Here is a 25,290-nt window from a genome sequence, read left to right as displayed (position 1 = left end):
TTTTATGCCTATTCAACTTCATTAAAGATAGATAAATCGGACCATCTTTATTTTCCCTACACAATAGACCTAATGAAAAGTGTTTATAAATCAACATTTTGACCATCTCTGCTGCTATGAAAGCCATCGAAATGCCCCACACACCTACGCGATGATAATTGATTCTATTCCCAAGATCAAGAAGACCGTTATTTTGGGAACGACTCATTTCACTTACCGGTTATATAACGGAATACAGTGTTTGCTTATATTGTTGTACATATTCTTTTGGATTGCAGCCAATGATCTGTTTAAATACTCTATTAAAATTTGTAATACTATTAAATCCACAACTGTATGCGATAAACGAAACACTATCTAAGTGATCTTCGGTCAGTTGATTGCAGACCTCTTTCACTCGAATTCTGTTGAGATAAGTTACAAAGGTAACGCCACAATGTTTTTTGAAATATCGACAAAAAGCCTGTGGTGTAAGATTTGCATAATCAGCAACTTCTTCCAGACTAAGGTCGTGTTTGTGATTTTCTTTAATATAATTACAGATTATATTGATTCGATTTGAACTATGAATCGTATCTAAGATTACCTCTGCTCTTTCTGCACAAAGCGGATCTGTCTCCCTTGATATATTCGCCAAAGATCTTAATAGATAGAAAAAATGCATCAATTTATCCATTTGATCTGAAGATTTCAGTTGTAGTACTCGTTCTGAAATTTGATCAAAGTATTCCACTGGAATTTTAAAACCACAGGAATTAGTATAAATAAACTGATTTAATGATTCAAATTCTTCCAATGAGAACAAGAACTTGAGCTTACCATTCGGATCAAAAAAAATCGAGATAGAACGAGACTCATTTGAAAAACCATCCAAGGAAGAAGACTTAAATACATGTGGCTGATTTGCCCCTAAAAAAAAAATATCATTTTCCTTAAAAGGATGTAAAGTATCTTCAACAATCAACACTCCCCTTCCCTTTACTATCCACATGAGCTGTGCTTCCTGATGCCTATGTAGGTGCGGATAAAAAGTTTCTAAAATATCTTCTTGTATAGTTAGGCTTTGGCCTTGCATTGTCGGCACATTAAATTGGAGCGCTTTCATAGGTTTTCATAAGTTTATATTTGTAATTACCACTGTTTAGTTAATATAAATATAACAACTACGAAACAAGTAAACATATCAATCATAATCCATGAAAAAATAAAAACAAAATATGTATATAATGTGATAATATTTAGCAATCGACAGATTTTCCATTCAGTATTTAATAAAATCAAGTATTAAAACTTGATATCTTATAAAAACAAGGTTAAAATACAATTAGACTTTGATAAATTGTGATAATTAATATTCAATAGAAACCTAGAACTTTATTAAATCCCAATATTATTTTATTTTCATGTATCAATCATTAAAAATAAGCAATTGTAACAACGTTAAAATACCAACCATAATACCGTTATTGAATAAGAGTCTTCAAGATTAAAAGATTAAATTTTGCGATATTAGCTTCTGTATTATTTATGCAAATAATATCGCTTTAAATCTTAATTATACGTTGCCTCTCTTAATTTTCACAAATATGTTTAAGAAAGAAATCTATACTACCCGCAGAAACGAACTCATTTCAAAATTTTCTTCTGGAAAAATCCTTTTTTTAGGAAATATTGAAAACCCAATCAATTTCGAACACAATACCTATCCTTTTCGTCAAGACAGTAGTTTTTTATATTATATCGGTATAAAAAGCCCGCGACTAGCTGCTGTACTCGATATTGATTTGGGAGAAACATTACTATTTGGTAATGAAATGACCATCGACGATATCGTCTGGATGGGACAACAACAGACCTTAGCAGAAAAAGCGGCTCTTTCGGGGATCAGTAAATTACTACCATTTGATCAACTCTTCGACTATCTGAAAAAAAGCGATCAAAATACACTCCATTACCTTCCCCCCTATCAATCGCACAATAAAATATTGCTTGGGAAATTGTTTAATTGCCCCGTTGATCTGCTTCAACCATCTATAGCTTTAATTCAAGCGGTTGCTGCACAACGCAGCATTAAATCAGTGGAGGAAATTATCGAACTGGAAAAAGCTGTAGATGTTGCTGTAGATATGCACCGTCTAGCTATCCAGATGACCAAACCCGGGCGTTATGAATATCAAATTAGCAATGCCATGCAGCATTTTGCACAGGATCAGGGTATGTCTTTTTCTTATCCACCAATCGTGACCAAAAGAGGTGAAATCTTGCACAACCATATGCAGTTCCATCAAGTTCATGAAGGCGACCTTCTTCTGAATGACTCTGGGGTTGAAACATCATTGGGATATGCTTCCGACTTAACGCGTACCTTTCCTGTTGGTAAACGTTTTACCTCTTTACAGGAGGAAATTTACCAAGTCGTTTTACACGCATTTAAATCCGCTGAACAGTTATTAAGCCCGGGAATCCGTTTTAAAGATATCCATCTAAAAGCCTGTGAAGCACTCGTGGAGGGACTGATACAGGTCGGGTTTATGAAAGGCAACTCTCAAGATGCTGTTGCCAACCATGCTCATACCTTATTCTTTCAATGTGGACTAGGTCATCTGCTCGGGTTGGATGTTCATGATATGGAAGATCTGGGCGAACAATATGTGGGCTACAGCACATCCGAACCTAAAGATACCAAGACCTTCGGTCTGAAATCCCTGCGATTGGGCAAGGAACTGGAAGCTGGCAATGTACTTACCGTGGAACCTGGCATCTATCTCATTCCTGAACTGACACAGCTTTGGGAGCAGCAAAATCTGCACAGGGATTTTGTCAATTATGACTTTCTGAAGAAACATCTCGATTTTGGAGGAATCCGTATTGAAGACAATTATCTTATTGAGGAAAATGGTTATCGTCGTCTCGGAAAATACCTCGAACGTGAAGTGCAAGAAATCTATAGCCTAAAGGACAATGCAATCGATTAAATACTTTGGAGATCCCAAGTAACACATCTCCTCAGGACTAAATAATTGATAAATAATAAATCATATACAAATGAATAAAATTAGACATTTTATTATCGCAAAACTGTTATTGGTTCTATACCTATCCAATCCCCTCTTTGCGCAAAGACTCTGGACGGATATTGGTGACCAATATTATGAGTTTTCGGATAAAGGAATTGAGATCGTCAATCCAAAAAATGGGGCCCGCGGAATCTTTTTACCCCAGCAATCTCTTATTCCAAAAGGCAGCAACGCGGCAATAAAAGTTGAGGGTTTTTCTATCTCCAAGAATAGGGAACTAATTTTAATTTACACCAATAGCAAAAAGGTTTGGCGTGAGAATACAAGGGGTGATTATTGGGTGTACAACAAGAAATCCAATCAATTGACGCAATTAGGCCGCCAATTTCCATCATCCCAGCTGATGTTTGCCAAATTTAATCCTCAAGCCAATAAAGTAGCTTATGTTAACAAAGCCGACCATAATATTTATGTGGAGGATCTGACGAATGGAAATATAAACGCTGTAACGAAGGATGGTACAGACCGTATGATCAATGGAACTTTCGATTGGGTTTATGAGGAAGAATTTGGTTGCAAAGATGGTTTTAGATGGTCGCCTGATGGTCTCTCTATCGCCTACTGGAAACTTGACGCAAACAGTATCCGTAATTTTCTAATGATTAATAATACGGATAGTCTCTATTCATTTACCATTCCTGTAGAATATCCGAAAGTGGGGCAGTCTCCAAGCGAATGTTCCATATGGACTTATGAACTTGCTAGCGGAAAGAATAGCCGCATAGACATTCCGGGAGATCCTGCACAGCATTATATTCCACGTATGGAATGGTGTATAGATAGCAAACAGCTTATTTTTCAGCAACTCAATAGGAAACAAAACGAGAGTAAGATTTATACAGCTTCCATTGCTACTCATCAAGCTCAAGCAATACATCGCGAAACGAGTGATTCCTGGATCGATATCAAGGCAAGATGGAATAACAATGATCCTTCGGGCTGGGACTGGATACAGGATGGAAAAGCATTTATCTGGGTATCTGAAAAAGATGGCTGGCGAAAAATCTACCAAATTGACTTGAAAGGTAATGAAAAGCTCATTACCAAAGCAGATTATGACATTATTAATCTTGATTTTCTAGACCCAAAAGGAGAAACAATCTATTTCACTGCTTCTCCCTCCAATGCGACCCAAAAATATTTGTATAGTGTCTCCACGAAAGGTGGTTCACCCAAAAGGCTCACCCCAGCATCTTTCGAGGGAACTTGCGATTATGACATCTCGAAAGATGGCAAGATTGCTATCTTCAACTTTAGCAACCGTGCCGAGCTCAAGTACAATGCTATTATCGAACTCCCTACACACCGGACAGTAGTGGATTTTGAGGTTAAACGTGAAAAGAAAGTCAGTGATGGCATAGCCGAATTTTTCAAAGTTAAGACTCCTGAAGGTGTAGAACTAGATGGCTGGATGGTCAAACCGCTGGATTTCGATCCTAATAAAAAGTATCCGGTAGTCTTTATGGTATATGGTGAGCCTGCTTCACAAACTGTAATCGACAACTTTAGCGCGGGTTATAACAGTTTATATAGCGGAAATATGGCCCAGGACGGATACATCTATATTTCTTTGGATAACCGGGGCACACCCGCTCCTAAAGGTAGTCTATGGCGCAAAAGTATCTACCGCAATATCGGTCAGCTCAATATTCGTGATCAGGCATTAGCCGCACAGGAAATATTAAAATGGTCTTTTGTAGATAATTCGCGCATCGCAGTCTGGGGATGGAGTGGTGGTGGTTCGAGTACCCTCAATTTACTGGGACAATACCCACAAATCTATAAAACAGGTATTGCAATAGCCGCTGTTGCCAACCAACTACTTTATGATAATGTCTATCAAGAACGTTATATGGGACTTCCTCAAGAAAATTTAGCCGACTTTGAGAATGGGTCACCATTGAAATATGCAAAAAATATTAAAGGAAATCTACTATATATACACGGCACTGGAGACGATAATGTTCATTATCAGAATGCGGAAGTTCTTATAGACGAATTCATAAAAAATAATGTACAATTTCAGTTAATGTCCTATCCTAATCGTAGTCATTCTATTAGTGAAGGCGAAGGCACACATGAACATTTAAAAACATTATTTACGAATTATTTAAAACTACATTGCCCTCCGGGCGGAAGATAAGCGAATGAAAAGAACACTATTATATACACTAGGTACTTGCGGTATTTTAGTCGCAGGCCTCCAGCAATCCAACGCACAACTGATGAAGGAAAAAAATGAATTCACGCGAGCGGATTCATTGCGGGGGTACCTCACGCCATTACGTACTTGCTACGATATCCAATATTATCATTTGGACGTGAAAGTAGATATAGACAATAAATTCATTTCAGGTTCAAATTTATTCCGCTTCAAGGCCACGGAAGATTTTGAACGTCTACAATTTGATCTGTTTGCAAACCTTAAAATTAACAAGGTTATCTATCAAGGGAAAGAGCTCTCATTTACAAGAGAATATAATGCTGTTTTTTTGAACTTTCCTACTAGGATCACCAAAGGTACGCAAAGTGAATTCACAGTGTATTATGAAGGTCATCCCACAGAGGCAGCACGCGCGCCTTGGGATGGTGGCTTTGACTGGAAAAAAGACAGCAATGGCAAACCTTGGGTGGCTACCGCCTGCCAAGGTATGGGCGCTAGCGTCTGGTGGCCTAATAAAGACCATCAATACGATGAGGTCGACAGTATGATGATTTCTATTGCTGTCCCAAAAGAAGTAATGAACGTGTCTAATGGGCGATTGGTAAAAGTCGAAAAAATGAAAGATGGTTACACCAAATACCATTGGAAGGTTGCCAATCCGATCAACAACTACAATGTGGCTATCAATATCGGAGACTACGTTCATTTTCAAGAAAAATACAAAGGTGAAAAAGGTCCTTTGGATGTCGACTACTATATCTTGCGGGAGAATGATAAAACAGAAAAAAAGGCTCATCTTCAAAAAAATGCCAGACAGACGCTAGAAGCATTTGAGCATTGGTTTGGCCCATATCCTTTTTATGAGGATGGTTACAAACTGGTCGAAACGTATCATACGGGTATGGAGCATCAAAGTGCTATTGCCTATGGCAATCATTATCAGAATGGATATCGTGGAAACGATGCTTCGGGAACAGGTTGGGGGCAAAAGTGGGATTTCATAGTAGTCCACGAATCGGGCCACGAATGGTTTGGCAATAATATCACTTCGGCCGATCTCGCGGACATGTGGATTCATGAGAGTTTCACCAATTATTCTGAGGGTTTATTTATAGACTATTTCTACGGCAAAGAAGCCAGTCAGGCATATGCGCATGGTATCCGAAGTGGCATTCACAATGACAGCCCCATGCAGGGGCCATATCACGTCAACAAAGAAGGGTCTGGTGATATGTATCCAAAGGGGGGGGTAATGCTCAATATGATCCGCACTATGATAGATAATGACGACAAATGGCGTGCTATATTACGAGGTTTGAATAGTAAATTCTATCATCAACAGGTAAATTACAGTGACATTGTGAATTATGTAAGCCAACAGTCTGGTCTGGATCTATCAAAAGTATTTGAACAATATGTTCAGCATACTTCTATTCCAACACTAGAAATCCAACAAGATGCTTCTGGTAGAATAATGGGTAGGTGGATTAGCGCGGTCAAAGGGTTTCAGATGCCAATCCATATTGGAATAAAAGGCGAAAAGAGACAGCTTATTCAACTAGATCAACAGTTCAGAACGATAAAAATTGCGGGATTAAATAAGGGAAACATTGATGTCGATACATTCAATTATTATATAGGCCTTTTGTCAGAATAACAGCTATTCAAAAGCATGTTGGAAGCTTCAACACGACACAAGAAAATAGCATGATTTTGAAGACTTTGGAGACAAAAATTTAACAGTTGCCCCAAAAGCAGGTAATCCTATTTTTGGGGCAACTGTTTATAAAATGGATTGTTAACAGTCGAAACGATCTGGCTTAAATCCGACAATACTGGGTTCAATTTCTCTAGCAGCCAATAGGTCACAAACGATCTTGCCATAGGCGGGACCCAAGCTCAGCCCCATCATTCCTCCTCCTCCAGCTACAATAGCATTGCCGTAATTTTTTAATCTTCCCAAATAAGGCAATCCATCCGGAGAACAGGGTCTGTAACCATACCATATTTTGTCCTTAGGATAATCGATCTGTAGTTCGGGATAATATTTAGGAATAGATTCTACAATGCCCCGCACTCGATTTTCATAAATTTTGTCGTTTGCAGCGCCCAATTCCATGGTGCCACTAAATCTGATCTGGCCATTCATTGGCGTGACAGCAACCTTGGCCTCAAGTAATAATGCCGCATGATTTAATTTCCCTTCTCCTTTTGTATCGTACATAAAGGAGTAACCTTTTCCGGGCAAAAGTGGTGTATGGACATGCAATTTTGACATCAATTGCGGTAAATAGGCTCCGCCTGTTATTACAAATGCATCAGCTTCGAAATTCCCCTTGTTGCTTACGGCAGTTTTAATAGTATTTCCGATCGTAATAAATTTGTGAACTTCAGTTTTCTCAAAAAACACCACACCTGCAGTTTTCAAATACTGAATCAACTGTTGCATTAACTTTTGGGGATATAATTTTCCATCACAACGATAAAGTACCGCACCTAAGATATCTAGTTTGAGATTCGGTTCCAGTACTTTTACAGCGTCTGCATCTAACACTTCTACGTCTAACCCAAGATCTTGTGCGCGATGTGCCAATTCGGTTTCCTCGTGCTTTATCTCGTTGGATTTATACATCATCAGAATACCATTTTGTTCCAACTCAAAATCGAAACCTTCTTCTGCATTCAACTCGTCATATAACCGACTACTGTAGAGATTTAGGTCACGGATCGCAGTTGCGTGCCGGTCAACATGTGCCCGATTTGCATGTTTTAAAAACTTCAGTCCCCAATCTATCAATCGTGGATTTAACGAAGGTCGTACATAAAAGGGACTTTTGCTATTAAACATCCATTTTATTCCTTGCGCTACCATTCCCGGTGCTGCCAATGGTGTGAAATGACTTGGTACAATCATTCCAGCGTTGCCATAAGAACAATTATTATCAACCTCATTTTTTTCCAGGATTTTCACATCCCATCCATCTTTAACAAGATAATAGGCCGAAGCAAGCCCCGCAATTCCAGCACCTATTACGACTACCGTACCTCTTTTATGTTCTTTCACTTTCTTATTATCAATTAATCTATCAAATCACTTGAAAACCGCCAAAATATGGATCTTCATCATCCAAAAAAATGGTATTGTATCCTGTTATTCTTGCCCAGCCTTCCACCGAAGGTATGATTGCGGGCTTTCCGTCGACCGTGGTCTCTCCTTCTATTTTACCAATAAATTGAGAGCCAATGTAGCTTTCGTGTACAAATTCATCACCTTTTTTCAGCCGACCTTTTGCATACCATTGTGCCATGCGTGCCGAAGTACCCGTACCACAGGGAGAGCGATCCAACGCATTCTCGCCGACCAAAACAGCATTCCGTCCAGAGGAGCCAACATGTACAGGCTCTCCCGTCCACTGTATGTGGCTCAATCCATGAATATTGGAGTCCTCCGGATGGATGAATCTATATTTTTCATTAAGTAATTTGCGAATTATTTTACCATAGTGGATCAACTGACTCGCTGAATAAAATTTGATATCTTTAAAATTAACCTGGGGGTCGATGATACCATAAAAATTTCCGCCATACGCTACATCAACAGAAATAAGGCCCAAATCTGGGCAATCGACCGTTAGGTCTTCTGCATATAAAAAAGATTTTACGTTTGTTAACTTAACACTTTTTACTTTTGATCCTTCCTGAATGTAGTCGATATGCACCAATCCGGCAGGAGTTTCCAGTCTTAATTTCCCTGGTATCTTTGGTTGGATTAATCCCTCTTCAATAGCGATGGTAACAGTACCAATTGTACCATGCCCACACATCGGCAGGCAGCCACTGGTTTCAATATAAAGAACAGCAATATCATTTTCTGTATCGAAAGGTGGATAAAGCATGCTTCCGCTCATCATGTCATGTCCACGGGGCTCAAACATCAATCCTTTGCGAATCCAGTCATATTCTTGCATAAAATGCAGCCTCCGCTCCATCATTGAGTTACCCTTTAAAAGGGGGGCACCGCCAGCAACCAATCGTACCGGGCATCCACAGGTATGCGAGTCAATACAAAAAAAAGTCTTTTTCATTTGTATAAATTATTTGTTCATCATTTATTTTTAGATTAAGGTATTATTATTTATTTTCAATGGTATTCATGAGCTCGGTTCACAAAGCTTTTGGTAGTATAAGTGTTGGTCTCATCGGTATAAATGAAGTCGTTTACTCCGCAAATTGGTATTTTGAGGTATTCGTGAGCTCAATCGTCCGGTTTGAATAAATCATGATAGAATTATAATCTTCTTTAGCGTTATTATTCTTTTGTCCAATGCTGATTGACCAATCGTTCTATTTGCAGCGGATTGCCATCTTGCAATTCTTTCGGCAAAAACTCATCTGGCCAATTTTGAAAGCTGATGGGACGGAGAAAACGTTTGATGGCATCGGGTCCTACAGAGGTAAACCGTGAATCTGTCGTCGCTGGAAATGGTCCACCGTGTTGCATAGCGTGTTTTACTTCAACACCAGTTGGCATACCTTGAAACAACAGCCTTCCGCATTTGTTCTGTGCAATCGTGAACATATCCTGGTATTTCCACATATCATCCTCAGATGCTGCGAAAGTCAAGGTTATCTGACCAACCAAATGTTCCATTAAAATCTTCATTTCATGACGATCGGCACAAGAGATAACTAATCCAAATGGTCCGAAAACCTCTTCTAACAGTTCCGGATTGTGCAATACCTGCGCTGCATCTGTTTCTACCAACATCGCTTGAGCAAAACCTTCTTGCACATTATCTGTGCCTTCTGCCAATATATTGACCCCATTGCATCCAATCATCTCGCCTCTCAATTGATTATAATGATCCAATATACCTTGGTGTAACATTTTACCAGTAGCAACAGCTTGTATTTCGCGCTTCAGATCAGCTTTGAGTGTATCCAATTTTTCTCCCTCAAGGCCAATCAACACCCCGGGGTTGGTACAAAACTGCCCCACACCCAACGTTAATGATCCAATATATTGTTTTGCAAATGCTTCGCCATTATCTGTTAGATAGTCCGGCAAAACAAATACAGGATTTATACTACCCATCTCTGCAAAGACCGGAATGGGATCAGGTCTTGATTGCCCCAAATCAAACAGGGCCTTCCCGCCAGCAAACGATCCCGTAAAAGCCACCGCTTTTACCAACCGGTGTTTGACCAATTGCTGCCCTATTTCAAATGAATCGGACACAACATGGCTAAAGATATCAGCAGAAGCGCCGTATTTTGAAATTCCCCGATGGATGGCGTCGGCCATCAATTGAGATGTTTTGACATGTGCGGGATGGGCTTTCACAATGACGGAGCATCCAGCTCCAATTGCACTTGCGGTGTCTCCACCAGCAGTGGAAAAAGCAAACGGAAAATTGCTCGCTCCAAAGACAACCACAGGCCCTAATCCTTTATTGTATTTACGTAAATCGATCTTTCCATCTGGACTTTGGTCAATTCTCGCCTCACTATACAAACCTGTATGAACCGCATTTGCATACATACGCCACTGATTCACCGTTCTTGCTTTTTCACCTTCAAGTCTACTAACAGGTAGAGCGGTCTCCAAATGAGCCGTTTCTATCAGAATGCTGTCAATTGCTTCAATTTCGTCAGCAATCGCCTGCATCAATTTCGCTCTTTCAATCACATTACATTGTTGTAGAAACTGAAATCCTGCTTCAGCCTGCTTTACTACAACATCAATATCATTTTCGTTTTGAATCATTCTCTTCTATTTTGCCTATTTCTAAATGTTCAGTAGAAACTTTTCAAGTCTTCTCCAGTGGAATAGACTTGAAAAGCTCCGCTATAAAAGTGGTCTTGTTGCTATTGCATCAGCAATGATCTTTTTAACCCGTTGCTCTTCCTCCCCAATCAATGGTAATCTCGGAGCTCTTGTATATGGTGTTGAAATCCCTTCCGCGGTAGCGGCCAATTTGATATATTGAACGAGCTTGGGATGAATATCCAATTCCAATAAAGGCATAAACCAGCGGTATATCGCTATGGCTTGCTTATACTCGCCTTTATTGACCAGACGATATATTGCAACCGTCTCCCTTGGAAAAGCATCCACCAACCCTGCAACCAACCCATCTGCCCCCAGCATTAAAGATTCTAAACACAATGTATCCACTCCCCCTAGGATCTTTAAGCGATCGTCGAAACGGTTTTTCAGACGAGTAATATTGGTTACATCACGTGTTGACTCTTTCACGGCTTGAATATTTGGCTCCAGCAACAGTTCCTCAAACATATCCAAAGACACATAGGTACCATAATCAACAGGATTATTATAGATTAAAATTGGTAATGTTGTGCTCTGCGCAACAGCGCGAAAATAAGCAACAGTCTCCCTATCATCAGACTTATAACGCATAGGAGGCAACAACATCAATCCATCCGCGCCCAAATTTTCACTGGTTATCGCAACTTTGATTGCATCAGCAGTCGTATTCTCTGCAATATTGAGCAAAACAGGAACACGTCCATTCACTACTTTCAATGCATGTTTTAATAACTCGTATTTTTCTTCATTACTCAAAACACTCGCTTCGCCCAATGACCCTGCAATAATTAATCCGTGGACTCCGGCCTCCACCTGTGCTTCAATGTTCTTTGCAAACATGTCAAAATCCAAATTTCCATTCTCATCAAATGGAGATAACATTGCTGGGTAAATTCCTTCCCAATTCAATTGTGCCATAGTTTAATAATTTTTTTAAATTCCTTAACACAAATCTATATGTAATAAGTTGCTCAGTCTTCTTATGAATTAATCAACTCTGACCTAATATTGACCTTTTATGAGTAGCCACTCGTCAAAGACTTATAACTGGAAAACACAATTAGAATCAATATAATAAAACATCAGTTAGTAATATCATAACCGGATAACTAAATAAGATACAAAACGAGCATTTTATTCAAAAAAATCCTTGCAAGTGTGTACAAAACACACTACATTTGTTCTATCATAATTTAGGTTTATAATTGGTTATTGAAGGTTTTCATTCTCCCCGTTTGAAAACCTTTTTTCGTTTTTACATTACACTAAAATTTGTGAAATATATTGTGTTGATGTATTCTTTAAATAAATCCTAATCAAATCTAATTGTGTGGTTGTAAGAGAAAGCAATAGTACCCCAGCACATATAATTTACTTATATTTAGAATATTATTCAGGATAATTAGCATGACGGAAGTATTATCACCCCACAATAAGAGAAGAAGTGAAGAAATTACAATCCAATACTTTGAACTGTTGGACCGTCATTTATCTGAGCTAGTTAATGGCACAGCTATGGAAATGTTGGAATTAAAGGATATAGCCAGTGTACTTTGTATCTCTCAAAAACATCTTATTAAAATCATACAAGAAACCAGTGGAAATCACCCTTGCCATTTTTATGTACATAAAATATTGACATGTACAAAGGATCTCCTAACCAACAGCACATTGACCATCTCGGCCATCGCTCAAACACTTACTTACGATCCATCTAATTTTACCAAATTTTTTAAGAAATATGAAGGTATAACCCCTTCTGAATTTCGTCAATTGAAAAAAGCGAAAAGTTCACCATAATATCACCATTTACTTTCATGAAATTTGTTATAATCAAAATATAAATTATTATGGCAAGGAATGATGTAAAAGGAAAAGTTGTATTGATCGCTGGTGGTGCGAAAAACCTTGGTGGTTTGTTGAGTCGCGATTTTGCTGCTAAAGGCGCCAAATTGGTGATCCATTATAACAGTGAGCACAGCAAGGCAGATGCGGAAGAAACACTGGCAGTGGTAAAGGCTGCTGGCGCCGAAGCGATCCTGTTTCAAGCGGATCTTACTAAGATCGAAAATATTAGCAAGCTCTTTGATACGGCGGTGTTGCAATATGGAGGAATCGATATCGCAATTAATACCGTTGGTAAAGTTTTAAAAAAAACGATCGTGGATACAACAGTGGATGAATATGACAGCATGAGTGATATTAATTCCAAAGTTGCCTACTTCTTTATCCAAGAAGCAGGCAAAAAATTGAACAACAACGGTAAAGTTTGCACGATTGTCACATCGTTACTTGCGGCCTACACAGGGTTTTATTCTACCTATGAGGGACTGAAAGCACCCGTTGAGCATTTTACGCGTGCTGCGTCCAAAGAATTTGGCGATCGAGGGATTTCGGTGACAGCGGTTGCTCCTGGTCCAATGGATACACCATTTTTCTACGGACAAGAGAGCGAAGAAGCGGTAGCTTACCATAAATCCGCTTCTGCACTTGGGGGCTTGACTGACATTAAAGATATTGCTCCTCTAGTCGAATTCCTGGTAACAGATGGTTGGTGGATTACCGGGCAAACCATTTTTGCCAATGGAGGGTATACGACACGATAGTGTACCATTATCAAAGGCATCTTGCTATATAAAAGATGCCTTTGATGTTTAGTAAGTCTAACTTACCAGATCCTGTAAAAATTTCAATTCATATTGATGGTCTAGAACTGTTCCAAAAAATTGAGATAATGGGCTACACTCTGTTCAACCCATTCTTCGGAAGCATGTTTCTCGATACCATAGTATGCGAAAAGTGGTTGATAATTGGCATGAACATAGTTGAATGTAATCTCAAAAGGACTTGTCAATTGATCTAGGCTATATTTATACTTTCCATTTGCGCTATATTCTACTTCGTCAATCCCAACAGAAAGAGCCAAAGCGATCTTCTTTCCTGCTAACTTGTAACCACTCGACTTTCCATATGCCCAGCCATAGGTCAATACCTCATCCAACCACTTTTTAAAAAATGGAGGGCAGTTAAACCAATAAAATGGAAATTGAAATATGATTTTATCATGCTTTTCAATCAATTGCTGTTCGACGGTAACGTCAATTTTTTCATCTGGATATCTTTTATGTAATTGATGGATTTCATAGTTCTCCGGATGTTTTTCCAACTCCTCGATCCACCTCTTATTAATAAGTGATTCTTTAATATTTGGATGTATTACAATGACCAATGTTTTCATTATAGCTAATTATTCAATAGTTTGTATGCTCATTATCACGGCATTCGATAGCCGTAATTGTTTTATTAACTCGATTATTTTGATTCAAAAATAGGGAGATATTCCTTATTTTGGCTCACTAGTAGCCCAATGTTCGGTACTATAAAAAATGTGCGTGATGACAAAAATCAAAGAAAGTTCAACCAATTTTACCAATAAACAAATTTTAGCGAATGATTGCCCTGAGGTATTCGCGGCTAATATTATTGGAGGCCAATGGTCTTTGGCTATTTGTTGCTATCTAATCAACGGAAGCCTCCGATATAACGAAATCAGAAAATGCCTTCCTAATATTACCGAACGCATGTTGACTTTACAATTACGAAAATTAGAGGAAAGTGGAGTCGTTAAACGCACGGTATATGCAGAGGTTCCGCTACGTGTAACCTATGAATTAACAGCTATTGGTTATGAGCTATCTCCCATTATTCGGGAACTCGGAAAATGGGGAGAAAAATTAAAGGGTCTTTCGATTTAGGACTCTATCATATTAAAAAAAATATAAAATAAATTTGCATAGTGTAAAAAATACACTTAAATTTGTACTATCATAATTTAGGTTTATAATTGGTTATTGAAGGTTTTCATTCTCCCCGTTTGAAAACCTTTTTTCGTTTTATCTAAGTACTTATTTTCCGTTCTTCACTCTGCTATTAGTCAGACCAAATACTTTTTAGTGTATATAAATCAGCCTGATCCAAAACCGCTTGACCATTTGAGACACTAATACCATATTGCAAATTATTGTGGTCAAAATTGTAGTTTATTGGCATATAGATTTCTCCATTTTGGGCGAAAAGCTCAAGGCCAGTACGATCTACGAACAATCTCAATATTAATTTGCCATCTCTTAGAGGAACAATTGCCCGTACATTGTCTACAACCATTTCTTCTGTAGCAACATTATAATTCATGACTAACCCACGCACATTGATTTGTATATTTCTGGCACTTTTAGGCGTTATAAGAAATTTGAGTTCAGCAACATCGCCGCTAAAATGCTGCAATTGATTTAGCTTGCCGGCCTTTAAGCTGATTTGACCAATGTGCAACTGATCTTTTCTTAATTTTTGTAATTCAGCTACAGGTTCCCTAAATAAACGTATACCTTTTTCTGTCGTTTTTAACTTCAATTCCATTGGTATACTCATGGATTGATTAAAAGCGGTAGCACCGTGATTGGTATGGGTTCGCCACCATCCGATCTCGATACGACGTCCGAGAGGCTCGTTGCTAAACGTTTGTGCAGCATAGTAATCACGACCATATTGACTGAACAACCTTTCTGCCTCTGGGGTGAACTTTTTGCCATCGAAACTCCCTATAGCATATTGGCTATTGGCACCCGTTAAAATCCATTTTTTTTGTTTCGGATCATTATCCACCGCCAGTTCAAAAAATTCAGGACATTCAAATAGATACCGGTCATTTCCTTTACCACCATAAACTTTACTCGCAAACTCCCATGTTTTCATATCCTTCGAAGTAAATAAATGCATACTATGCTGTCCATGTTCTTCCTCGACATATAAAGTCAGTACCCACCGCTCCGAAGGCCCGTGCCATATCACTTTAGGATCCCGGTTACCATTTGAAATCTTATCCAAAATATGGCTTGGCAACTTCTTAAATTCCTTTCCATCCAAAGAATAAGCCAGTCCTTGCTTCCAAGATTGTTCAGCTGCAGTGTAAAATAAGACCATAGGAACCATTAAATTATTATTTCCTAATCCACTGCTATTTTTAGTATCTACCACTGCTCCACCACTAAACATAACTCCCGATTCATCGGGATATAAGGCCTCTCCCAATTCTTTCCAATGGATCAAATCGCTAGATACAGCATGTCCCCAGTGCATATTTCCCCAACTAGTACCGTAAGGATTATGCTGAAAAAAAAGATGATATTGTCCTTTGAAGAAAACGAGCCCGTTAGGATCATTCAGCCATCCACGTTTTGGAGAAAAATGAATTTGTCCACGTTCCTTTTCAGTATACACCGCATTATCATCCTGTAGATCAACTTGTTCAAAGGAATTGAATCCGTGGCTATTCCTATCGGGAGCACTTATGGACAGTTTAAGGGATTGCCCCTTCCATTTCTCAATATCCAAATAAGCGATCCAATCGTATACACTATCCGCTAATTCAACATCAAACCATCTTACTTTTTCATTATTCAACCAAAGTTCAACATTACATTTGGGGGCTCCATTTTTAACCGGAATTTTTAAGTATCGATGCGAAACATAAAAAGTCTGCGTCCCAGAAGTCTGGCCATTAGCATGAAAGACAAATGTGAGAACACTAATAAGAAGCATAAGAGTCCTTTTCATAATTTTTAAGGTTAATATCAAAATGAAACTGTAGACTTTTAAAGGTATTGACTTCCATTATCAACCAATCTCAAAGCCTCCTAACAAAAATATCTACAATACCCCATATATTTAAATCAAGATAGATCAAAATACATCTGTTTTGTCTCAATTAATATAATGGATATGAACACATTGCTGGTCAGCACCAACGAGGAAAAGAGTCAACTAGCTCAAGGATAAAATTCTCAAAAATAAAAAGGCGAAGGGTATTATATTTACCCTTCGCCTTTTTATAGATTAAATATTCCTATCGGATTACATTTTATAATACTGTTCCCAACCTCTTGCGGGTGGAGGTCCTGCCAACAGTGCGTTCGCAAATTTATCATTACTGATTTCCTTTCTTTGAGGATCAAAAATCAGTTTAGTATTTAGACGCTGTGCAATTACTCCCAAACAGAACACTTGACTTAAAGGTCCTGCAATTTCAAAAGCCGACCTTGTTTTCTCTTCTCCTTTACATGCTTTTAAGAAGTTGGCATAATGATTAGATGGTGATTTCGGAACCTCCGGAAGACGGGATTCTAATTCCTTTGCCTTCGTTTCAGGTATAATCTGCAAAATACTTGCGTGAGAACCTCCTTTGAAAGTCAGATCCTTTCCATAGATAATCTTTCCAGGATTTAATTTCGCCGGCTCTAACTTACCTGTACTGGGTGCTGGAATGTTCGGATCCAATCCCGAAACCCCATAGCCCTCTGGGATTGGTGGCAAATTATCTAAGCCATCATACCAATTAATATCAACCGCAGGCATCTTTTTTCGCTTCGGAAAATGAAATTTCAGCGTCGAAGACATTGGAAAAAAATACGAATTATGTCCATCAAGCTTTACCGCACTTACTTCTGTTGGTAGCCCAAGATCCAAAAATTCATGTGCAGTATCTAAGATGTGCGCTCCCCAATCACCAAGAGCTCCCATTCCAAAATCATACCAGCAACGCCATTGTCCGTTCACAAAATCTTTATTATAATTATGACCTAGGGTCTGCATTTGCCACAGTTCCCAGTCTAATGTGTCTGGTGTAATTTCAGCCGCAGGAAATCCTTTCATATTCACATCCCATCCATGCCATCTGCGAGGCATATTCATATGCGCATCTATGCGCGTAATATCTTTAATTATCCCCGCATCCTTCCAGGCCTTGAATTGAAAGTAATTCGCTTCAGAGTGCCCCTGATTCCCCATCTGAGTTATAAGTTTTGGATTCTTCCTCGCTTTATTTGTCATTAACTCAACTTCGAGAAATGTCCTTGCCATTGGTTTTTCCACGTAAACATGCTTTCCAAGATCTAGGGCCAGCATCGTTATGGCAAAATGGGAGAAATCTGGTGTACCGATACTAACCGCATCGATTTGGTTACCCATCTTATCGAACATAACTCTAAAGTCTTTAAATTTTGGTGCATCTGGAAACATGCTCAAAATTTCCTGTGTGTGTTTAGCTCCCAAGTCTACATCACAGAGTGCGACAATATTACAAAGGCCAGTTTTATAGAGTTCTTTTATAATATCCGCAGCTCTATTGCCGAGACCTACACATGCCAAATTAACCCGTTCGTTCGGCGATGCCAAATTGACCTTACCAAGGACGCTATTCGATAACATAACAGCACCCGCTGCAATAACAGATTGTTTAACAAAACTTCGACGTGATAGATAATGATTCATATGAGCTTAGTTTTGTGTATTAATCTTTATACTGCGAAATGAAACCCGATCACCATGATCCTGTAATAGAATGGAGCCTTCTTTTGCTTCACCAAAGTTGTCCCAATCCTTATACTTACTAATCGCGACAAGGTCCTTAAACTCCTTCGATCCTCTTTCGTAACTCAGCATCTTTATTCCATTCAAATAATGCTCAACCTTGTTATCCGCTGTAACTACTACCCGACCTCTATTCCAGTCGCCTATTGGTCTCCGGGCACGTGCATCTCTATTCGATGTGATGAGATCATATAGTGATGCCAGGGTACGGTTACCATCCCGACCTAGTTTTGCATCAGGATGTAAGGCATCATCAAGCACCTGAAATTCTAGACCAATAGCCGATCCTTTGGATTTCTCTTTCAATGTGACAAAATATTTTACTCCGCTATTCGCTCCAGGACTAAGTTTAAATTCAAAAGAGAGGTCAAATACAGTATATTTATCCTTCGTTATGATATCACCACCATTGGTAGATTCTCCGCCATCAGATTTCAAAACAGTTAATTGACCATCCTTAATTTCCCAACCACGATCAGGAAATTTATCGCCATGGATGCTTCGCCATCCATTATTTGTTTTACCATCAAATAACAGCTTTACTCCTTTTTTCTTTTCGGCGGCAACTATTTCATTTGGCTTTAGATTGACGATATAAATATCTTTCGGAAAACCGTTTGTTTTCAGATCAGTGGTCTTTATTTTAACATTTTTGAAATAGACTTTCTTGCCATCTAATTCTGAAGGAATACTATGAACTTGTAATCCGATGAATCCAGTTCGATCAATTGTATCGACTACATAAGAAACAGGAATATCATTGATCCAGGTACGCAACTCATCACCGATTGCCTCTATTCTGATATGATTATACTCTTCGGCTTTGTACGCTTTCTTTGCATTTTCATTGAGATCTAGGGGATAAAGCCAACCGCGGCGAGCTTCATCATAAATTCCACCTGTCCACGCCCTGGATGATGGGTCTATCTCCACTTGTCTTCCATAGACTTTGCCTCGGCCATCATTCGCTTTTGGATCAAGATGACTCCGGGTCTGGATTCCTGAATTCGTTTGACTGCCTTCTAGCTTAACATCTAGTTCCAATATGAAATCACCATATTCTTTTTCTGTGATCAAAAATGAATTAGGCGTTCCTTTAGTCATTCGCCCCACGATTGCGTCCCCCTCAATAGAATAAGGCGCTTTCCCTCCAACAGTTTTCCAGCCATTCAGCGTCTTTCCGTCAAAAAGATTTGTCCAACCTTTTTCTGTGGCCTTATTCACCTGCGCATGCGATAAAATTGTATTTCCAACCATCACTGCCACTAAGACAGACTTAAATAATGTGTTTCTTTTCATTGAGATAATTACTTCTTGAGCTCGTATGCCCGGTTTATTTATTGAATATTGGTCTATTAATCACACTATGTGTACGCTATTTTTCAATATTGGGGTATTAAAGTTATTATACAGTTTAATCCCTCTCGATTTAGGAAATCGGTACACCGTCCTCAGCCATTGGTTATTTTTTCACTTGGCTTTCTAAAACAAGATATCAATTAATATAGGTGAAACGAATCAAATGGTACGATTTATTTACGAAAACGTTTGAAACAACAGAAAAGCCAATACGTAAAACAATCGCAATGAAAATATGACAAAAACAGCGTATAGTCTTTGCACTTATAGCGCAAACAATTAGGTATAAATACACCTAAAGAAAACTAAAAAACCACAAAAAAAATAGATACCTGTGGTAAAATAGTATAATTCTAAAACGAACCTGCATCGAAAGAATAGGCTTCTAGGTAAAAATGAAACACTAACGACTCAAGAAATCTAAGTCACAGAATTAACTCGTCTGACAGCCTCATCTCTACTAATACCATTTGACCAATCCTGTACCAATGGATGTTCAGACTCATAAGGTATTAATAATGGACGACAACCATTCAATTGACATGAGACCTGCATATAAAGTCCAATTGTAGAAATTTCATAATCTGCTATCTCATTACATAGCATACCAAAATAGCTTTTTTCCTCTGCCTCCTTAGCCGCAAATATAAGGCGATAATCGTCTATCGTTTCTTTGCTTACCGAAACCCAAACACCATAATCTAAAGTTTCGTCATGATCCAAAATAGGAATCTGCAAAACAACACGGATAAAATAATCGATCTGATCTTTATGATTGATGACACAAAAATCATCATCTTTATCAGCAAGCTCCTCTTTATCAACCGGGTTTAATATATCATAATGAAAAGGAGCATTAAATGATAAGGATGGTAGTTCCGTATGTTCTGCGCCGCAATTTTGGCAAATAAAAGTATCCATATATATCGTACTCAAAAAATTTTATTCCACGGTATTTCTTCATTACAAACTTAATCAAACTTTCAAATTCTCATAAAAATAAATCCTATCTATGAGGATCAGGTAAAATTCATAATCTCAATTCTTCTGTTATAGCAGCAGTATTTTGAATTATTATAATAAATTTTAAAAAAATTTGCTAAAGTGTACAAAGTACACTACATTTGTCATATCATAATTTAGGTTTATAATTGGTTATTTAAGGTTTTCATTCTCCCCGTTTGGAAACCTTTTTTTATTTCCATTTATTAACGATCCATACTCTTATTTTATTCAAAATACATTTTCAAACAGGATATTCAAATCATTAAAGTTTTCTCCATTGTTCAAATCATACCACATCATAAATCATCGTTATTCTCTGATTCATATTTGATTTAACACTTATTCCCAATACAGCCCCCCTCTTCTCGTTACATCGGTACAATTAAATAGCCTCAGTCATTTAAAATTGTTATATAACTCTTTTGAAAGGCTATTCCTATTCAGTATGATAAAATAGTCCATAACCAAGATAATAGACTTACTATCTATATCAAAATTAACAGTACTTTTTCATTTACGCGTCAATGATCATTATGACTATAGAATTTCTGACCACACAGTCACTATAGTCATTTGGAAATTTCCATGGTTCTTAATAGGTTTTTCTCTTTTACCCTAAAACAAGATCACCCCTCTATTTTAAAAAATAAAATAAAAACAATCAGTAAAAAATTTGGAGAATACGAAAATTATACACAACTTTAAAGCACAAACATATATTCCAAATAGGCTACAAAGTAGACAAAGGAAATTTTTTTATTTTAAAAAGACGATTTTATCTTTGAAGATTTCATTGATGAAATTTTAAATTGGTTTTTTTGCAGAAAAACTTCACTTAACTTATAGACAGTAGCATTTTAAAATATGACAACCAACCCCATTAAGGTATATACAGTAGTTTCAAAAGAGATTAAAGAAGATCCAGATGTATTCACTAACCTAGAAGGTGTTTTTTCTACTTATGAAAAAGCACAGGAATATATTGATCATTTTTTTGGCAACGCGAAATATGGCTATCGTTCTATTGTACCTACTTTTTTGGACCCCTTTCAAGATGAAATCCAGAATAATGATTCCTATTATAGTATTTCCTCACAATTGATTGACAATAAATTAGAAATTGAAATCTGCAAAACCTCATTTGCCGTGGTTCTTTCCGAAGTCGGTCGACTCCGTGTAGATGAAGCTACGTCAGAAAAACCAATGGAGATCAACTTACATTGTTTTGCTCGATCTGAAGAAAAAGCTATTGAAAAATTCAATAATTTGATTAGCGATTATGCAAAAGAACACAATCTACATTTTCTAACTAGCCCTTACCGGATAACAGATTCGGACCAGTGTTATTAGTTTTCTCAGCAATGCTGGAGGTCTTTTAGATATTTATTTTTTTTCGAATTTCACTCAGATATTCGGGAGTAAAGCCCAAAAAAGATGCAATAAGATATTGTGGTACACGTTGCACAAACTCGGGGTATTTACGTAACATATCGCGATAAAACTCCTCTTTAGGTAATGAAAAAAGATATTTAACACGCATTTGTGCCGCTGCATAAGCTCTCTGATATACAAAACGAAAATAGCGTTCCATCAAGGGAAATTCCGCCATCAATTTTTCCTGATTTTCCTGACTAATATATAAAACTTCCGATTTTTCAACAGCTTGTATATAGAATGAACTCACACGCTTATTTTCATAAGCCATATTGTCCGTGAGCCACCAGTTTTCAATAGCAAATTCAGTGGTTTGTTCCACACCTTTTTCATTTACAAAAAACTTACGTAATATTCCTTTTAACACAAAATAGTGGTATCTGCAGATTTGGCCTTCTTCCAGCATATTTTCCTTTTTTGTAACTGAATTTACGTTAAAGTATGTTGATATACGCTCAAATGTTACATCATCAATCTGGATAAATCTCTCCAAATGTGCTCTAAATCTTTCCAATAGTCTTCATTTTATTTTGACAGCCCATGTTTCACCATGTAATGCAAGGTACTATAAAAAGTTAATTCGGACAAAGCATAAGTAACACTTTCAAACACAATCAACAACATTGTAAAAATCAACACGGATGTCTCCGATCGCTAATTGCTCAAAGAACATATCTCCTCTTTATTGACAAAGATCTTTCAATAGAAGGTATTAACATCTCCAGCTTTTCTTCTGATAATTTCTATATTTGGATTACTAATGCCAATATGGTTTAATGGAGACTATCATGGAAGATCGGACTTTTGCCTTTATCAAAACAGATAAAAAATTGCTAAAGCTTTTTTTTAATGAAATCAAGGTGATCAAAGGATTGGGAAACTATGTCGAAATTCATACGACAACACACAAAAAGTATATCTATTACAAAAGTCTCAAAGATCTAATCGAAAGCTTACCGCAAGAATTTATGCGCGTTCACAATTCGTACATTGTTAATCTCAAGAATATTGAATCTTTTGAAGACAATCAGCTTGTATCCGGTGATCTAAAAGTAACAGTTGCAAAGAGCTACCGAGATTGTCTTACTAACACACTCAATAAGATGATGCTCTGACAACCTACATGTGCAAAAGGGCCATTCACATATTATTTTTAGCACGCTATATAAAAAAGTTTCTATATATTCTCTTTCATTCTAGTTTTGAAAGAAAACAAATAGAATGTGTAAACAAAAAGTATTAGATTACATCCAAAACAATAACCTCATTGGTGTAAAAGCAGGGATTGAAAGACCTGATTTTTTAGATATCTGGATGGTTGTTGTTCAAGGTCGAATATTTGCAAGATCTTGGGGATTGGCAGAACGGAGCTGGTACAATAGCTTTCTAAAAAAACCAATGGGCCAGATTAAATGCGGTACAATTCTTTGCCAAATATGGGCAACAGTTGTAGACGATACTCCTGAGTTGACCGCTGCAATTAATCAGGCCTATCTAGCAAAATATAACCAAGGCTACAATAGTGTTTATGCACAATCTATTATCGCTGAAAAGCATGTTGCTAAAACTATGGAATTTATGATCGATGAGTTCAAGTCTCCCGTTATACAACCGAATTCAAGCATCATTTGAAATCAGGACCATGTGTGGCCATATTTCCGAATATATAAATAACCAAATATGGGGAGTGCAAGCATTTGGAAAAGAAAAATCAATAGTGAGACAAGGCCTTGTGCTTGGTTATCATTAGCTGTAACCAATAGTTGTGCCCCCAAAGGTCCATTGGAAAACACCAAAATATTGACGACATTCCAACCGAGGTGAAAAGCTATAGGCAGATAAAGAGATTTTGTCACATCATAAGCTTTGGCTAATACCCACCCAAAAAGCCCTGTCATCAACAATATCATCAGCATCTGTATTGGATTTCCAAAAACACCATAGGAAAACCAATGGTAAACACCAAAAGCTCCAGCGGAAAGCAGACAGCCCCATCTAGATCCCAGCTTTTTTATCATGATATAAAGTAGCGCACCTCTAAACAACAGTTCTTCGAAAAGGACAGATTTTATGATCCACCATGTACTATTGATCAAATTAGCACCAGATAGTTTCGGATTAAGCATCCAAAAATTATGTACCGCCGCAACTTTTATATAATGATAGACAGCACATAACAGACCCGCCATAAAAAATCCTACACACAAATTTCCAAGCCTATTTTTCGTTGGAGCAAGTCCGAGAACACTAAGATTCTTCCGCTCGAGGATCCACAGCAAAAGCCAAGATATAATCAATATGATTATTAGACCTACCATACCAATACCTATTGTCGTAATAACATACACCTATAGATTAAAAAAACAAAATTGCTTGCGGCTATAAATTATCTGTGCTATTCACTAGAATAAGGTAATCGTCTATCAAATATACAAAAGATCACGAATTCTCTATTGCCATTTGAATATTTCTGGTTGCAGTTGTTTTACAAAGTCATACAAGAAAGGGAGCTGTACAATATCTTTTTCATCGGCAATGCCTCCATTGAAAGTAATTATATCTAGATCGATGATTCGGGGAGTGTTCTTATTGTCGTTTCTGAGGCGTCCCATATCCAATTCGATCTGTTTTAATTCACGCTGTAATTCCTCTAAAAGTAAACAGGTATGCAATAATAATGCGCCATTCAAAAAATCAGGCTGGGCTTCAAATTGAAGGGGTTTAGTATAGATAAAATCCGTTTGGTTGCCCATCGTTCCCAATTTCTGAATATAATTCAAGGCTCTGATGATATTTTCTTCAGGATCAATATTAGAGCCTAACAAGATCAAAGCCGTATTGATTTGATCGTCTTTAGATCTTTTTACATTATCCGTAGCGCACAGTGCATATGCTTTCGTTCCTTTCATTTTCTTCTTATGTCCCTTTTGAACCAGTCGGTGAGCTAAACGTTCAACGCCATCAATATACAGGATCCGTCCCATAATAAAGGAGCT

General features: G+C 37.7%; 22 protein-coding genes. 9 read left to right on the top strand and 13 right to left on the bottom strand.

Translation table 11 applies throughout. From position 1 onward, the window contains the following. Window positions 1–220: 220 nt before the first annotated feature. Window positions 221–1,105, bottom strand: coding sequence for an AraC family transcriptional regulator (locus M2408_RS07585; RefSeq protein ID WP_120260770.1), 885 nt, complete (start codon window positions 1,103–1,105; stop codon window positions 221–223). A gap of 481 nt (window positions 1,106–1,586) precedes the next feature. Between M2408_RS07585 and M2408_RS07580 the strand changes: the two genes are divergently transcribed. From M2408_RS07580 to M2408_RS07570, 3 genes are all read left to right on the top strand, one after another. After that, window positions 1,587–2,975 carry an aminopeptidase P family protein gene (locus M2408_RS07580; protein ID WP_259180504.1) on the top strand — a complete coding sequence of 463 codons (1,389 nt, stop codon included), beginning with the start codon at window positions 1,587–1,589 and terminating at the stop codon, window positions 2,973–2,975. Window positions 2,976–3,045: 70 nt separating this feature from the next. Further along, on the top strand, window positions 3,046–5,220 hold the full coding sequence (locus M2408_RS07575; RefSeq protein WP_259180502.1) for a DPP IV N-terminal domain-containing protein: 2,175 nt from the start codon (window positions 3,046–3,048) through the stop codon (window positions 5,218–5,220). Window positions 5,221–5,224: 4 nt separating this feature from the next. Then, a complete protein-coding gene (locus M2408_RS07570) occupies window positions 5,225–6,898 on the top strand; it encodes a M1 family metallopeptidase (RefSeq protein ID WP_259180500.1) in 1,674 nt (557 codons plus the stop codon). 141 nt (window positions 6,899–7,039) lie between these two features. On the opposite strand, the gene M2408_RS07565 is transcribed toward M2408_RS07570, so the two are convergent. The 4 genes from M2408_RS07565 to M2408_RS07550 all read right to left on the bottom strand — a co-directional run bounded on the left by M2408_RS07565 (window position 7,040) and on the right by M2408_RS07550 (window position 11,989). Further along, entirely contained in the window at window positions 7,040–8,305 is a 1,266-nt protein-coding gene (locus M2408_RS07565) for an FAD-binding oxidoreductase (protein WP_259180497.1), read from the bottom strand. A gap of 22 nt (window positions 8,306–8,327) precedes the next feature. Next, on the bottom strand, window positions 8,328–9,326 hold the full coding sequence (locus M2408_RS07560) for a 4-hydroxyproline epimerase (protein WP_259180495.1): 999 nt from the start codon (window positions 9,324–9,326) through the stop codon (window positions 8,328–8,330). 224 nt (window positions 9,327–9,550) lie between these two features. Continuing rightward, on the bottom strand, window positions 9,551–11,008 hold the full coding sequence (locus M2408_RS07555) for an aldehyde dehydrogenase (NADP(+)) (protein ID WP_259180493.1): 1,458 nt from the start codon (window positions 11,006–11,008) through the stop codon (window positions 9,551–9,553). Between the two features lie 81 nt (window positions 11,009–11,089). After that, window positions 11,090–11,989, bottom strand: a complete 900-nt coding sequence (locus tag M2408_RS07550; protein ID WP_259180492.1) for a dihydrodipicolinate synthase family protein — start codon at window positions 11,987–11,989, stop codon at window positions 11,090–11,092. 489 nt (window positions 11,990–12,478) lie between these two features. Here M2408_RS07550 and M2408_RS07545 point away from each other — a divergent pair, with 489 nt between their 5' ends. Together M2408_RS07545 and M2408_RS07540 are read left to right on the top strand one after the other, a co-directional pair. Then, on the top strand, window positions 12,479–12,871 hold the full coding sequence (locus M2408_RS07545; protein ID WP_259180490.1) for an AraC family transcriptional regulator: 393 nt from the start codon (window positions 12,479–12,481) through the stop codon (window positions 12,869–12,871). A gap of 50 nt (window positions 12,872–12,921) precedes the next feature. Next, entirely contained in the window at window positions 12,922–13,677 is a 756-nt protein-coding gene (locus tag M2408_RS07540; protein WP_259180489.1) for an SDR family oxidoreductase, read from the top strand. 101 nt (window positions 13,678–13,778) lie between these two features. Here M2408_RS07540 and M2408_RS07535 read toward each other — a convergent pair whose 3' ends face one another. Continuing rightward, entirely contained in the window at window positions 13,779–14,309 is a 531-nt protein-coding gene (locus tag M2408_RS07535) for an NAD(P)H-dependent oxidoreductase (protein WP_259180486.1), read from the bottom strand. A 157-nt stretch (window positions 14,310–14,466) separates the two neighbouring features. Here M2408_RS07535 and M2408_RS07530 point away from each other — a divergent pair, with 157 nt between their 5' ends. After that, window positions 14,467–14,826, top strand: coding sequence for a helix-turn-helix domain-containing protein (locus M2408_RS07530; RefSeq protein WP_259180484.1), 360 nt, complete (start codon window positions 14,467–14,469; stop codon window positions 14,824–14,826). A gap of 175 nt (window positions 14,827–15,001) precedes the next feature. Here M2408_RS07530 and M2408_RS07525 read toward each other — a convergent pair whose 3' ends face one another. The 4 genes from M2408_RS07525 to M2408_RS07510 form a co-directional block, all read right to left on the bottom strand. Continuing rightward, window positions 15,002–16,684 (bottom strand): glycoside hydrolase family 32 protein, encoded by a 1,683-nt coding sequence (locus M2408_RS07525; protein ID WP_259180483.1) that lies wholly within the window; start codon window positions 16,682–16,684, stop codon window positions 15,002–15,004. A gap of 297 nt (window positions 16,685–16,981) precedes the next feature. Then, window positions 16,982–18,397 (bottom strand): Gfo/Idh/MocA family oxidoreductase, encoded by a 1,416-nt coding sequence (locus M2408_RS07520; RefSeq protein WP_259180481.1) that lies wholly within the window; start codon window positions 18,395–18,397, stop codon window positions 16,982–16,984. A 6-nt stretch (window positions 18,398–18,403) separates the two neighbouring features. Then, complete coding sequence (locus tag M2408_RS07515) at window positions 18,404–19,795, bottom strand: DUF1080 domain-containing protein (RefSeq protein WP_259180479.1); 1,392 nt, start codon at window positions 19,793–19,795, stop codon at window positions 18,404–18,406. A gap of 480 nt (window positions 19,796–20,275) precedes the next feature. After that, the gene (locus M2408_RS07510) at window positions 20,276–20,776 is read right to left on the bottom strand and encodes a DUF2199 domain-containing protein (protein ID WP_259180476.1); all 501 of its coding nucleotides are present in this window, start codon (window positions 20,774–20,776) and stop codon (window positions 20,276–20,278) included. A 948-nt stretch (window positions 20,777–21,724) separates the two neighbouring features. On the opposite strand from M2408_RS07510, the gene M2408_RS07505 reads away from it, so the two are divergent. Beyond that, window positions 21,725–22,210, top strand: coding sequence for a hypothetical protein (locus M2408_RS07505; RefSeq protein WP_259180474.1), 486 nt, complete (start codon window positions 21,725–21,727; stop codon window positions 22,208–22,210). Window positions 22,211–22,235: 25 nt separating this feature from the next. On the opposite strand, the gene M2408_RS07500 is transcribed toward M2408_RS07505, so the two are convergent. After that, window positions 22,236–22,808 (bottom strand): Crp/Fnr family transcriptional regulator, encoded by a 573-nt coding sequence (locus tag M2408_RS07500; protein ID WP_259180473.1) that lies wholly within the window; start codon window positions 22,806–22,808, stop codon window positions 22,236–22,238. A 274-nt stretch (window positions 22,809–23,082) separates the two neighbouring features. On the opposite strand from M2408_RS07500, the gene M2408_RS07495 reads away from it, so the two are divergent. After that, window positions 23,083–23,409 (top strand): LytTR family DNA-binding domain-containing protein, encoded by a 327-nt coding sequence (locus tag M2408_RS07495; protein ID WP_259180470.1) that lies wholly within the window; start codon window positions 23,083–23,085, stop codon window positions 23,407–23,409. A gap of 106 nt (window positions 23,410–23,515) precedes the next feature. Continuing rightward, window positions 23,516–23,926 (top strand): DUF2255 family protein, encoded by a 411-nt coding sequence (locus tag M2408_RS07490; RefSeq protein WP_259180468.1) that lies wholly within the window; start codon window positions 23,516–23,518, stop codon window positions 23,924–23,926. Window positions 23,927–23,928: 2 nt separating this feature from the next. On the opposite strand, the gene M2408_RS07485 is transcribed toward M2408_RS07490, so the two are convergent. Together M2408_RS07485 and folK are read right to left on the bottom strand one after the other, a co-directional pair. After that, window positions 23,929–24,612, bottom strand: a complete 684-nt coding sequence (locus M2408_RS07485) for a CPBP family intramembrane glutamic endopeptidase (protein ID WP_259180466.1) — start codon at window positions 24,610–24,612, stop codon at window positions 23,929–23,931. A gap of 132 nt (window positions 24,613–24,744) precedes the next feature. Beyond that, on the bottom strand, window positions 24,745–25,278 hold the full coding sequence (gene folK, locus M2408_RS07480) for a 2-amino-4-hydroxy-6-hydroxymethyldihydropteridine diphosphokinase (RefSeq protein ID WP_259180464.1): 534 nt from the start codon (window positions 25,276–25,278) through the stop codon (window positions 24,745–24,747). Window positions 25,279–25,290: the final 12 nt, after the last annotated feature.

It is taken from the genome of Sphingobacterium sp. BIGb0165 (genome assembly GCF_024810095.1).
Taxonomy (GTDB): domain Bacteria; phylum Bacteroidota; class Bacteroidia; order Sphingobacteriales; family Sphingobacteriaceae; genus Sphingobacterium; species Sphingobacterium detergens.
This window is presented reverse-complemented; position numbering and strand designations above follow the sequence as displayed.